Below are 11,703 nucleotides of genomic sequence, written 5' to 3'. Positions count from 1 at the left end.
TTCTCCATTGTACTAGTGCATACTGGTCTTTGTGCTAGGAGAATATCGGATCGAGGGCCGGGGCGCAGCGGAGATTTCCGCGAGCGTGGAGCGCGCGGTGGCGGCGGGCGCGCTGGCGCCGGGGCAACTGCTGCCGCCCATGCGGGAGTTGGCGTTCCGCCTCGGAGTGAACCCGAACACCGTGGCCGCCGCCTACCGGACCCTGCGGGAGCGCGGGGTCATCGAGACCGACGGGCGGCGCGGCAGCCGGGTGCGGTACAAACCGGCCACCACCGGCCGTGAGGAGATCGCGGTGGACGTGCCGGAGGGCGTGCGGGACATGGCGGCCGGTAACCCGGACCCGGCGTTGCTGCCGTCGCCGGCGGCCGCCTTCGCCGAGGCGACGGGCGGGGCGCCGGTGCTGTACGGGGAGACGCCCGTGGAGCCCGAACTGGCGCGCCTCGCACGGGCCGGGATGGACGCCGGGGGAGTGCCCGCGGGCCCGATCGCGGTGACCTCCGGTTCGCTGGACGCCGTCGAGCGGGTGCTGGCCGCCCACCTCAAGCCCGGGGACGCCGTCGCCGTGGAGGATCCCGGGTGGGGCGGCCTGCTCGACCTGGTGCCGGCCCTCGGGCTGCGCACCCTTCCCGTCGCCCTCGACGACGACGGCCCGCTCCCCGACGAGGTGGACGGCGCGCTGAAAGCGGGCGCCCGGGCCCTCGTCGTCACGGACCGCGCGCAGAACCCCACCGGCGCCGTGCTGAGCGCCGCACGCGCGCGTGCCCTGCGTTCGGTGCTCGGAGAGCATCCGGCGACCCTGCTGATCGAGGACGACCACGGCCACGGCATCGTCGACGTGCCCCTGCATCCCCTGGCCGGCGTCACCCGGCACTGGGCCTTCGTCCGCTCGGCGGCCAAGGCGTACGGACCCGACCTGCGGCTGGCCGTGCTCACCGGTGACGAGGTCACGCTGGACCGGGTGCGCGGGCGGCAGCGGCTCGGGCCCGGCTGGGTCAGCCGGATCACCCAGCGCGCGGTGGCACATCTGTGGGCCCACGGCGCGGTGGACACGGCGGCCGTCTCGGCGGCGTACGGACGGCGCCGGGGCGCGCTGATCGACGCGCTCGCGCGGCGCGGGGTGGCGGCGTACGGACGCACCGGCCTGAACGTCTGGATCCCGGTACCGGACGAGACGGCGGCCGTCTCCCGTCTGCTGCACGCCGGGTGGGCCGTCGCCCCCGGCGCCCGCTTCCGCATGAGCGCCCCGCCCGGGATCCGGATCACCGTCGCCACGCTCACCGAGGCCGAGACGGAACCGCTGGCGGACGTGATCGCCGCAGCGGTGCGGCCGGCGCCGGCGCGCAGCCACGTGTAGGAGGTGTCCGGAACGATGGCGCCATGAACGAGGACGTCATTCCGGTCCTGCGCGTGGCCGACGCCGCCGCGGCGGTGCGCTGGTACGAGCGCCTGGGGTTCGTCCGGCTGGGGGAGCACCGCTTCGAGCCGGGACTGCCGGCGTTCGTGGAGGTCGCGCGGGGGCCGGTGAGCCTGTTCCTGTCGGAACACACCGGCGACGCCCGGCCGGACACGCTGGTCTGTCTGAGGCTCACCGACGTCGACGGGGTCGCCGCCGAGTTCGGCGTGCCGGTGGAGGAGGCTCCGTGGGCCCGGGAGATCGAGCTGCGGGACCCCGACGGCAACGGCTGCGGATCGGCACGCCGAAGGACTGAGCGCGGGGCCCACCCACGCGGCGAGCCCCGATCCGCCCCTGAGGCGAGCGCCGCGCGCGTGGGCGGCGTCGGCGCCCCGGCTTCATCTCCTGGGGCGCACCTGGGTCAGTGCCGCCCCCGCCAGCACGATCACCGCTCCCACCGGTGTCGACCACGTCAGCGACTCGCCCAGGATGGCGACGCCCGCCGCCGTGGCGATGACCGGGATGAAGTAGGTGACCATCTGGGCGGTGGTCGGCCCGACCTCGGCGACCAGGCCGTACTGGATGAGCACCGCGAAGCCCGTGCCCAGGGCGCCCAGGGCCGCGACGGCGAGCAACGGCACCACCGGGAGACGGCTCGGCATGCTGGTGAACAGCGGTGTCACGACGGCCAGTTGCAGCGTGGCCAGCATCAACTGGGCGCCGGTGAGCGACAGATGCGAGTTCCCGGATCCGGCCAGTGTGCGCCGGACGTAGATCCAGCCGATCGGATAGCTGAGCGAGGCCAGCAGTGCCAGGGCCGTGCCGGTGGGGTCGACGCCGGTGAAGCCGTGCCAGGCGCCGAGCACCGTCAGCACGCCGAGAAAGCCCAGGCCCAGCCCCGCCACCCGGACCCGGGTGGGCCGGTCCTCGGAGAGGGCGACCATCGAGAGGGCCATGCCCCACAGCGGCGAGGTGGCGTTGCAGATGCCGGCGAGCGTGGACGGGATCGTCAGCTCGGCGTAGGCGAACAGGGAGAACGGCAGCGCGTTCAGCAGGAACGCGGCGACCGTCAAATGGGCCCAGGTGCGCGCGCCGCGGGGGAGCCGCTGGCGCTTCGTCGCCATCGCCGCCGCGAGCACCGCCGTGCCGAACAGCAGCCGGCCGAGGGTCACCTGGAAGGGGGCGTAGCCGTCGGTGCCCACCTTGATGAGCAGAAAGCTGAAGCCCCAGACCAGGGACAGCGCCGCGAAGCGGACTCTCCAGTCGATCGTGCGGCGGGCGGGGGCCCGGAGCGGGCCGTGCGTGGCGCCATGCGTGGCGTCGGTCGTGGCGGTGGTCACGGAAGCAACCATGCGGGACGTGACCTCGTAGAACAAGCGAGATTTCGCACCCGGTATCTCGTAGCATCGCTTATATGTTGAGCCTGGACCGTCTTCGCACCCTCGACGCGCTCGCCCGGCACGGTTCGGTGAGCGGCGCGGCCGAGGGGTTGCACATCACCACCTCGGCCGTGTCCCAGCAGCTGGCCAAACTGGAGCGCGAAGTCGGCCAGCAGCTGCTCGCCAAGCACGGCCGGGGCGTCCGGCTCACCGACGCAGGCCGGCTGCTGGCGCAGCACGCGTCGCGCATCCTGTCGCAGGTCGCCCTCGCCCAGTCCGACCTGGAGGCGCAGCGCGGGCAGGTCGCCGGGGAGCTGCGCCTGTCGGCGTTCCCGACCGCCGCGCGCGGACTGTTCCCCGGCGCGCTCGCCACCCTGCGCGCCGCCCACCCCGCGCTGCGGCTGCGCACCTGCGAGCTGGAGCCGGAGCGCGGCATCCAGGGCGTGGTGCGCGGCGACATCGACCTGGCGGTGGTCCTGGACTGGTACAACAAGCCGATGGCACTGCCCGACGGCCTGGTCAAGGCGTCGATCCTGGACGATCCCGCCGACGTGGCGATGCCCGCCGGGCATCCGCTCGCCGACCGGGACGAGGTGGACCTCGGGGAGTTCGCCGAGGACGAGTGGATCACCTGGGGGCAGGGCGAGTTCTGCCACGAGTGGCTGATGTTCACCCTGCGCTCGCGCGGCGTCGAGCCGATCCTCGGGCACCGCGCCGCCGAGACGCACACCCAGCTCGCGCTGGTCGCCGCCGGGCTCGGCGTCTGCGTCTGCCCGCTGCTCGGCCGCCACCCCCTGCCCGCCGGGGTCGTCACCGTGCCGCTGAAGCAGCGGGTGCGACGACACGTGTACGTCGTCTGGCGGGCGGACGCCGACCGACGGCCGTCGATCAGGGCGGCGGTGGCGGCACTGCGGTCGGCGGGCGAGAGTGTCGGCTGACCCCGCGCTACGGCGAACCGAGCTTTCGGAAGTCCCAGGAGACCGTCTTCGCCGGTGTGAGCCGCATCCAGGCGTGCCGTCCGTCGTGCGGCATCTCCTGCAGCGCGAAGTTCTTGCGGGCGAACAGCGTCTCAGGCAGGTCGAGTTCGGCGCACAGCTCGCCGGTGCGCGGGGCCTCGCCCACGAACTCGACGGTCCCGGACAGCTCGACGCCGCGCAGCTCGTCGTACTCCTCCCCGGTGTCGACCACGATCGCCACCCGTGGATCGCGCCGCAGATCGGTCCACCGCTTGCTGCGCACCACCGAGTACAGCCACATCGAGGTGCCGTCCCAGGCGAACCACAGCGTGCTCGCGTGCGGCGCCCCGTCGGCCGAGACCGTGGCGACCCGGCAGGTGCGCTGGCTGGTCAGGAACGCGTCCAGCTCACCGGGCGTCATCATGATCTTCCGGCCCCGGCGCTGAGTGGCTGTCATGTGTTTCCCCTCGGCTTTCCCCTCGGAAGAACGGCATCTGACGGACTGTCAGAAAAGCATGGACCGTCTTCCGTCCCTGTGCAATGGTGGCTGACCTCACCGGCTCCCACATCGCCGGCCATCAGGGGGGCGCCATGCCGTCGTACGAACAGCTCGGTGAACTGCTCGACCCTGCGAGCACGGTGCTCCTGACCGTCGAGTGCCAGCAGGGCGTGGTCGGCCCGGACAGTGCCCTGCCGGAGCTGGCGAAGGAATTCCGCTCCTCGGGCGCCCTCGGCAATGTGGCCCGACTGGTGGCCGCCGCCCACGAGACCGGCGTCCAGGTGATCCACGCCATCGCCGAACGCCGCCCCGACGGCCGTGGCGCGAACCGCAACGCCCGCCTCTTCCGCGCCGCCGAGCGACTGCCCGTCCGGCAGCTGTCCGGCACCGCGGCGGTGCGCGTCGCGGCCCCCATCGAGGTCACCGAGGAGGACTTCGTCGTACGGCGGCTGCACGGCCTGTCGCCGATCCAGGGCACCGACGTCGACGCGCTGCTGCGCAATCTGGGCTGCCGCACCCTGATCGTCACCGGCGTCTCGGCGAACGTGGCCGTGCCCAACGCGGTGTTCGACGCGGTGAACCGCGGCTACACGGTCGTGGTGCCGTCCGACGCCGTCGCGGGGGTGCCCGCCGACTACACCCCCGCGATGATCCGCAACACCCTCGCGTTGGTCGCCACGGTCGCGACCACGGACGAGGTGCTCGGCTGCTTCGGACGCCCGCGTCGTCGCTGACCCTCAGGCGAGGCGGATCTCGTCGCCCGACACGACGATCTCCGAAGCCGCCAGCGGCTGGGTCGCCGGCCCCTGCTGCACGCTGCCGTCGGTGGCCGAGAACCGGCTGTCGTGACAGGGGCAGATGATGACCCCGTCCTTGACGTCCTTCACCGCGCAGCCCTGATGGGTGCACTTGGAGGAGAACGCCTTGTACTCGCCCGCCGTCGGCTGCGTGACCACCAGGTCGCCGAGGACCTTCCCGCCGCCCTCGGGGATCTCGGAGGTCTTGGCGAGGGCGGTGCCACCGTCGGCACCGGAGCCCGCGCCGGCCCCGGAATCGGAGTCGACGCCGGTGCTGGACGAGTCGTCGCCCGACCCGCACGCGGTCAGCGCGACGGCGAGCCCGGCGGCCCCGGCCGCCGCGATGACGGTGCGGCGGGCCGGACCCGACTCGGTGTGAAGCGATTGGCTGGGCATGCTGGCATTCCCTTCCACGGACACTGGGTGATCCCTTGATCTGTTCAGCAGTACGGTCGGCGGAGGGCCGAAGTTCAGCGGCCGAGCCTAACTTCACTCGATCGAGATCTGGCGGGAACGACCGCGACGCGGTACCGGCAGGCCGGGGCCGACGGCACCGAACACCCCAGTAACCTGGGGCGATGCTCAAGGAAGTCATCGCGACCCGCTACATCACGCCGCTACGCGAGGGTGGCTCGCTGCCGGGACTCGTCGAGGCCGACGACTTCGGGACATATGTGATGAAGTTCACCGGTGCCGGGCAGGGCCGCAAGACGCTCGTCGCGGAGGTCGTCTGCGGCGAACTCGCCCGCCGGCTCGGCCTGCGCGTCCCCCGTCTGGTGACGGTCGGCCTGGACCCGCTCCTCGGGCTCGGCGAGCCCGACCAGCAGGTCCAGGACCTGCTCCGGTCCAGCGGCGGCCCCAACCTCGGCATGGACTTCTTGTCCGGCGCGCTCGGCTTCGACCCCCTCGCCTTCACGGTGGGCCCCGAGGAGGCCGGGCGGATCGTCTGGTTCGACGCGCTGGTCAACAACGTCGACCGCTCCTGGCGCAACCCCAACCTGCTGATGTGGCAGGGCGACCTGTGGCTCATCGACCACGGCGCCACCATGATCTGGCACCACAACTGGCCCGGCGCCGAGGCCTCCGCCGCCCGCCCCTACGATGCCTCGGACCACGCCCTGCGGACCTTCGCGCCGGACGTCACGGCGGCCGCGGCCGGGCTCGCCCCCCTCGTCACCGAGGACCTGCTGGCCGAGGTCACCGCCGAGATCCCCGACGCCTGGCTGACCGGCGAGCCCGGCTTCGACACCCCCGACGACCTGCGCAGGGCCTACGCGCGGCCCCTGCTGGCGCGCGCCGCCGTCATCCACGAACGCATCGAGGGGATCAAGTGAGCGAGCGCCACATCACCAGGGCCGGCCAGGGCGGCGGCCGGGACGTCTTCGAGTACGCGCTGCTGCGGGTCGTACCGCGCGTCGAACGTGGCGAGTGCATCAACGCGGGCGTGCTCGTGTACTGCCGCGCCAAGGCGTACGTCGGTGCCCGCACCCACCTCGACGAGGCGCGGCTGCTGGCCCTCGACCCGGACGCGGACGTGGCCGGAGTGCGTGCAGCGCTGCGCGCGGCGGAGAGCGTCTGCGGGGGCGGGGAGGCGGCCGGACAGGCGGCGGGCGATGACGCCGGGCGGCGTTTCCGCTGGCTGATCGCGCCCCGTTCCACGGTCGTCCGGCCCGGCCCGGTGCACACCGGGCTGACCCTCGATCCGGCGGCCGAGACCGAACGGCTGCTCGACCTGCTGGTGAGGTGATGGATCACATGCACCCGATGGGCCGTTGACACCGGGTGCCAGGGCTTCTAGCGTCACGTCTGCTGAAGGTACTAAGCGGTCGCTCATCGAAGAGAGTGCCGTTGAGCCGCATCCCAAGGGCGAGGAGAAGCAGCAATGTCCACCACTGAGCAGCGGGTCGCAGTCGTCACCGGCGCCGCGCGCGGCATCGGGGCCGCCACCGCCGTACGCCTGGCGGCCGAGGGCCGCGCGGTCGCCGTGCTCGACCTCGACGAGGCCGCCTGCAAGGACACCGTGGAGAAGATCACCGCGGCCGGTGGCAAGGCCATCGCCGTCGGCTGCGACGTCTCCGACGAGGCGCAGGTCGAGGCGGCCGTCGCCCGGATCGCCGAGGAGCTCGGCGCGCCGGTGATCCTTGTCAACAACGCGGGCGTGCTCCGCGACAACCTGCTGTTCAAGATGAGCGTCGCCGACTGGGACACCGTCATGAACGTGCACCTGCGCGGCGCCTTCCTGATGTCGAAGGCCTGCCAGAAGCACATGGTGGACGCCGGCTTCGGCCGCATCGTCAACCTGTCCTCCTCCTCCGCCCTCGGCAACCGCGGCCAGGTCAACTACTCCGCCGCCAAGGCCGGTCTGCAGGGCTTCACCAAGACCCTCGCCAAGGAGCTCGGCAAGTTCGGCGTCACCGCCAACTCCGTCGCCCCCGGCTTCATCGCCACCGACATGACCGCCGCGACCGCCGAGCGGGTCGGCATGGGCTTCGACGACTTCAAGGCCGCCGCCGCCACCATGATCCCCGTCCAGCGCGTCGGTGAGCCCGACGACATCGCCAACGCCATCGCCTTCTTCACGGGCGAGGCGGCCGGATTCGTCTCCGGCCAGGTGCTGTACGTCGCCGGCGGACCGCTCGACTAGGGGGCACGGACATGACTGAACTGCCCGAACTCTCCGGCAAGGCCGCCCTCGTCACGGGCGGCAGCCGCGGCATCGGCTACGGCGTCGCCGAGGCGCTGGTGGCACGCGGTGACCGCGTCTGCATCACCGGCCGCAACGAGGAGGCCCTGAAGGAGGCTGTCGAGCAACTCGGCTCCGACCGGGTCATCGGCGTCGCGGGCAAGGCCCACGACCTCGACCACCAGGCCATCGCCGTGGAGCGCACGATGGAGGCCTTCGGCCGGGTCGACTACCTGGTCAACAACGCCGGCACGAACCCGGTGTTCGGGCCGATCGCCGACCTCGACCTCGACGTGGCGCGCAAGGTCTTCGAGACCAACGTCGTCTCGGCGCTCGGGTTCGCCCAGAAGACCTGGCACGCCTGGCAGAAGGAGAACGGCGGCGCGATCGTCAACATCGCCTCCGTGGCCGGTGTCGCCCCCTCGCCCTTCATCGGCGCCTACGGCATCAGCAAGGCCGCGATGATCAACCTGACCCTGCAGCTGGCGCACGAGTACGCGCCCAAGGTTCGGGTCAACGCGATCGCCCCGGCGGTGGTGAAGACCAAGTTCGCGCAGGCCCTGTACGAGGGCCGGGAGGCGGAGGCCGCGTCGGCCTATCCGCTAGGCCGGCTCGGCGTGCCTTCCGACATCGGCGGCGCCGCCGCGTTCCTCACCTCGACGCAGGCCGACTGGATCACCGGTCAGACGCTCGTCGTGGACGGCGGCATCTTCCTCAACGCCGGGGTCGGCTGACCGGATCGGTTCTCTTCGGACGGGGGCGTCGGCTCCGTCAACGATGATCGCTTGACGCGAATTTGTTGACGAAATCGGCGCCCCTGTCGACAAATTGGCGGCGTACGGGGCGATGACAACGTCGTCATGCGGAAGCTGATCAATGACCTCGCGCAAGCATGGTTCAGGCCGAGTTTGCCTGCGATAGGGTCTGCCGACCCTTGGTATGGCAGATCGAGGAGCGTGCGCGTGTTCAACCGGAACCGAGGCCTGCGGCAAGTGGCGGCGATCGCTTCCATATCCCTGTTGGCCGGTTGCAGCCTGTTCTCGGACGGCGACCCTGCCGAAGGGGGGCCGATCGTCGTGGGGACCACCAGCGCCCCCAGCACGCTGGATCCGGCCGCGTCCTGGGACGGCTCCTGGGAGCTGTTCCGCAACATCTACCAGACGTTGCTGAGCTACCCCACCGGCACCACCACGCCCCAGCCCGACGCCGCCGAGAGCTGCAAGTTCGCCGACGCGACCAACCGGGTGTACAGCTGCAAGCTGCGTGGGGGGCTGACCTTCTCCGACGGCGACGCGCTCGACGCGCAGGCCGTCAAGCACTCCATCGACCGGATCCTGGCCATCGACGCGCCGGGCGGTCCCGCCGGGCTGCTGGGCAGCCTGGACCGGGTGCAGGCGCTCGGCGACCGCGAGGTCGTCTTCCACCTCAAGACCGCGGACGCCACCTTCCCGTTCGTGCTCGCCACCCCCGCCATGTCCGTCGTCGACCCCGACGACTACCCGGCCGACAAGCTTCGCGAGGACGGCGGGGTGACCGGCTCCGGGCCGTACCTCCTCGACTCGTACGACGAGGGCACGCGGGCCGAACTCGTGCGCAACGACAGCTACAAGGGCTTCGCCGAACGAAGAAACGATGCGGTCACCATCCGTTACTTCCATGAATCCGGTGCCATGGTCAAGGCACTGCGCGACCAGGACATCGACGTGACCTACCGCGGTCTCGCCGCCGACGACATCGTCGCGCTGCAGGGCAGGGACGCCGACGAGACCCTCCAGCTCGTGGAGGGCGCGGGCGCCGACATCAGCTACCTGGTGTTCAACCCGAAGGACTCGTGGGCCGGCAAGCCGTCCGTGCGCCGGGCCGTCGCCCAGGTCGTCGACCGGCCGAGAATCGCCCACGCGATCTACAAGGACACCGTCGACCCGCTGTACTCGATGGTCCCCAAGGGCCTCACCGGCCACACCACCGGCTTCTTCGACAACTTCGGCGACCCCGACCCGGACAAGGCCCGCTCGATCCTCAGCGACGACGGCATCGACGAGCCGGTCCCGCTCACCTTCTGGTACACCACCGACCGCTACGGCTCCGAGACCGCCGTCCTGTTCCAGGAGCTCAAGCGGCAGTTGGAGGCCTCCGGCCTGTTCCAGATCACGCTGAAGAGCCGGCCCTGGAAGACCTACGTCGAGGGCTACCAGAAGGGCGAGTACCCGGTGTTCGGGCGTGGCTGGTTCCCCGACTTCCCGGACGCCGACAACTACATCGCGCCCTTCGTCGGCGAACAGAACGCCCTCGGTACGCCGTACCCGGCGCCCGAGATCACCGGGGAGCTGCTGCCCCGCTCCCGCCGCGAGAGCGACCGCGCCCAGGTGGAGTCCGACTTCGAGGAGGCCCAGCAGATCCTCGTCCGGGACGTACGGCTGCTGCCGCTGTGGCAGGGCAAGCAGTACGTCGCCGCCAGCGTGGAGATCTCCGGCGCCGAGCGCGCCCTGGACCCGTCGACGATCATGATGGTGTGGGAGCTGTCCCGGAAGACCAGCTGGTGAGGCGGCCCGTGGCGGCCGTTGTCAGTGGTCGCCGGTAGGTTCTGTGCTCTGGAACCGACCGCACACCGTAAGGAAGTTGACGTGACCGACATCGCCATGCTGCCCGAGTCCTGGCGCGGGGTCCTGGGCGACGAACTGCACAAGCCCTACTTCAAGGAGCTGACGGAGTTCGTGGAGGAGGAGCGGGCTGCCGGTCCCGTCTACCCGCCGCGCGAGGAGGTCTTCGCGGCGCTCGACGCCACGCCTTACGAGCGGGTGAAGGTCCTGGTCCTCGGCCAGGACCCGTACCACGGCGAGGGCCAGGGCCACGGCCTGTGCTTCTCGGTGCGTCCCGGGGTGAGGACCCCGCCCTCGCTGCGCAACATCTACAAGGAGATGCAGCAGGAGCTGGGCCTGCCGGTCCCGGACAACGGCTATCTGATGCCGTGGGCCCGCCAGGGAGTGCTCCTGCTCAACGCGGTGCTGACGGTCCGGGCCGGCGAGGCCAACTCGCACAAGGGCAAGGGCTGGGAGAAGTTCACCGACGCGGTGATCCGCGCGGTGGCCCAGCGGCCCGACCCGGCGGTGTTCGTGCTGTGGGGTAACTACGCGCAGAAGAAGCTGCCGCTGATCGACGAGACGCGGCATGTGGTGGTGAAGGGTGCGCACCCCTCGCCGCTGTCGGCGAAGAAGTTCTTCGGCTCCCGTCCGTTCACGCAGATCGACGAGGCGATCGCGCGGCAGGGACACGAGCCGGTGGACTGGCGCATCCCGAACCTGGCCGACCTGGCCTGATGTGCGAGGAGCCGAGGGGCCGGCCGGCGTTCCGGGTCGGCCCCGCCTCGCCGGGATTGCCGGTGGCGGCCGTTAGCGTCGGCACGGACGGGACGTCGGTGAGCGCGCGGAGGATGCGGTGTCGGAGCAACAGGAGCAGGCGGCGCCGGATGCCGTGATGACGCGGATCGGGCAGGTCGTCATGCTGCACCACGCGGGGGACCGCGAGGAGGCCCGGCACCGCTTCCTCCAGCTGTGGGCGGAGATCGGCGAGGACGGTGACCCGCTGCACCGCTGCACGCTGGCCCACTACATGGCCGACGCCCAGGACGACCCGTGTGACGAACTGGCCTGGGACCTCAGGGCGCTGGGCGCCGCGGAGGAGCTGAGCGACGACCGCCTCGCGGCCCACGAGGGCGCCCTCGCGGTGCGCGCCCTGTACCCCTCCCTGCATCTGAACCTCGCCGCCGACTACGTCAAACTCGGCCGCTCCGACGCCGCCCGTACGCATCTCCGCCGGGCTCGCGGAGCGGCGGACGCGCTGGCCGACGACCCGTACGGGGAGGGGGTGCGGGCGGCCATCGGGCGGATGGAGCTGCGGCTCGGGGACGGGGGTTCGCCGGGTGGGAGTGCCTGGGGGCCGCCTCGCCAGCGGCCGTGAGCGTACCGGCGCCGAGGCGGCTGCCTCACCGGGCCCAGG

General features: G+C 71.6%; 13 protein-coding genes and 1 pseudogene. 11 read left to right on the top strand and 3 right to left on the bottom strand.

The window, feature by feature from the left end:
- Window positions 1-31: 31 nt before the first annotated feature.
- The gene (locus ACFV6X_RS28930) at window positions 32-1,354 is read left to right on the top strand and encodes an aminotransferase class I/II-fold pyridoxal phosphate-dependent enzyme (protein WP_385388266.1); all 1,323 of its coding nucleotides are present in this window, start codon (window positions 32-34) and stop codon (window positions 1,352-1,354) included.
- 23 nt (window positions 1,355-1,377) lie between these two features.
- Window positions 1,378-1,709 (top strand): annotated as a pseudogene (locus tag ACFV6X_RS28925) (glyoxalase superfamily protein).
- Window positions 1,710-1,791: 82 nt separating this feature from the next.
- Here the strand turns inward: ACFV6X_RS28925 and ACFV6X_RS28920 are convergent.
- A complete protein-coding gene (locus ACFV6X_RS28920) occupies window positions 1,792-2,745 on the bottom strand; it encodes a DMT family transporter (RefSeq protein WP_385388264.1) in 954 nt (317 codons plus the stop codon).
- Window positions 2,746-2,807: 62 nt separating this feature from the next.
- Here ACFV6X_RS28920 and ACFV6X_RS28915 point away from each other — a divergent pair, with 62 nt between their 5' ends.
- Window positions 2,808-3,710, top strand: coding sequence for a LysR family transcriptional regulator (locus ACFV6X_RS28915; protein WP_385388261.1), 903 nt, complete (start codon window positions 2,808-2,810; stop codon window positions 3,708-3,710).
- A gap of 7 nt (window positions 3,711-3,717) precedes the next feature.
- Here the strand turns inward: ACFV6X_RS28915 and ACFV6X_RS28910 are convergent, their stop codons facing one another.
- Window positions 3,718-4,185 carry a pyridoxamine 5'-phosphate oxidase family protein gene (locus tag ACFV6X_RS28910; RefSeq protein ID WP_385388258.1) on the bottom strand — a complete coding sequence of 156 codons (468 nt, stop codon included), beginning with the start codon at window positions 4,183-4,185 and terminating at the stop codon, window positions 3,718-3,720.
- Window positions 4,186-4,319: 134 nt separating this feature from the next.
- Here ACFV6X_RS28910 and ACFV6X_RS28905 point away from each other — a divergent pair, with 134 nt between their 5' ends.
- On the top strand, window positions 4,320-4,961 hold the full coding sequence (locus ACFV6X_RS28905) for a cysteine hydrolase (RefSeq protein WP_385388255.1): 642 nt from the start codon (window positions 4,320-4,322) through the stop codon (window positions 4,959-4,961).
- A gap of 3 nt (window positions 4,962-4,964) precedes the next feature.
- Here ACFV6X_RS28905 and ACFV6X_RS28900 read toward each other — a convergent pair whose 3' ends face one another.
- Entirely contained in the window at window positions 4,965-5,420 is a 456-nt protein-coding gene (locus tag ACFV6X_RS28900; RefSeq protein WP_385388253.1) for a Rieske (2Fe-2S) protein, read from the bottom strand.
- 182 nt (window positions 5,421-5,602) lie between these two features.
- Between ACFV6X_RS28900 and ACFV6X_RS28895 the strand changes: the two genes are divergently transcribed.
- From ACFV6X_RS28895 to ACFV6X_RS28865, 7 genes are all read left to right on the top strand, one after another.
- Window positions 5,603-6,358, top strand: coding sequence for a HipA family kinase (locus tag ACFV6X_RS28895; RefSeq protein WP_385388251.1), 756 nt, complete (start codon window positions 5,603-5,605; stop codon window positions 6,356-6,358).
- Window positions 6,355-6,771, top strand: coding sequence for a DUF3037 domain-containing protein (locus tag ACFV6X_RS28890; protein ID WP_385388248.1), 417 nt, complete (start codon window positions 6,355-6,357; stop codon window positions 6,769-6,771). Before ACFV6X_RS28895 ends, ACFV6X_RS28890 begins: the two co-directional genes overlap by 4 nt.
- Before the next feature lie 135 nt (window positions 6,772-6,906).
- A complete protein-coding gene (fabG, locus tag ACFV6X_RS28885; RefSeq protein WP_385388246.1) occupies window positions 6,907-7,668 on the top strand; it encodes a 3-oxoacyl-ACP reductase FabG in 762 nt (253 codons plus the stop codon).
- Window positions 7,669-7,679: 11 nt separating this feature from the next.
- On the top strand, window positions 7,680-8,441 hold the full coding sequence (locus ACFV6X_RS28880) for an SDR family oxidoreductase (RefSeq protein ID WP_385388244.1): 762 nt from the start codon (window positions 7,680-7,682) through the stop codon (window positions 8,439-8,441).
- 228 nt (window positions 8,442-8,669) lie between these two features.
- Entirely contained in the window at window positions 8,670-10,250 is a 1,581-nt protein-coding gene (locus ACFV6X_RS28875) for an ABC transporter substrate-binding protein (protein WP_385388241.1), read from the top strand.
- Window positions 10,251-10,331: 81 nt separating this feature from the next.
- Complete coding sequence (gene ung / locus ACFV6X_RS28870) at window positions 10,332-11,024, top strand: uracil-DNA glycosylase (protein WP_385388239.1); 693 nt, start codon at window positions 10,332-10,334, stop codon at window positions 11,022-11,024.
- 118 nt (window positions 11,025-11,142) lie between these two features.
- On the top strand, window positions 11,143-11,664 hold the full coding sequence (locus ACFV6X_RS28865) for a hypothetical protein (RefSeq protein ID WP_385388237.1): 522 nt from the start codon (window positions 11,143-11,145) through the stop codon (window positions 11,662-11,664).
- Window positions 11,665-11,703: the final 39 nt, after the last annotated feature.

Source organism: Streptomyces sp. NPDC059861 (genome assembly GCF_042731435.1).
In the GTDB taxonomy this organism is placed as follows: Bacteria; Actinomycetota; Actinomycetes; order Streptomycetales; family Streptomycetaceae; genus Streptomyces.
This window is presented reverse-complemented; position numbering and strand designations above follow the sequence as displayed.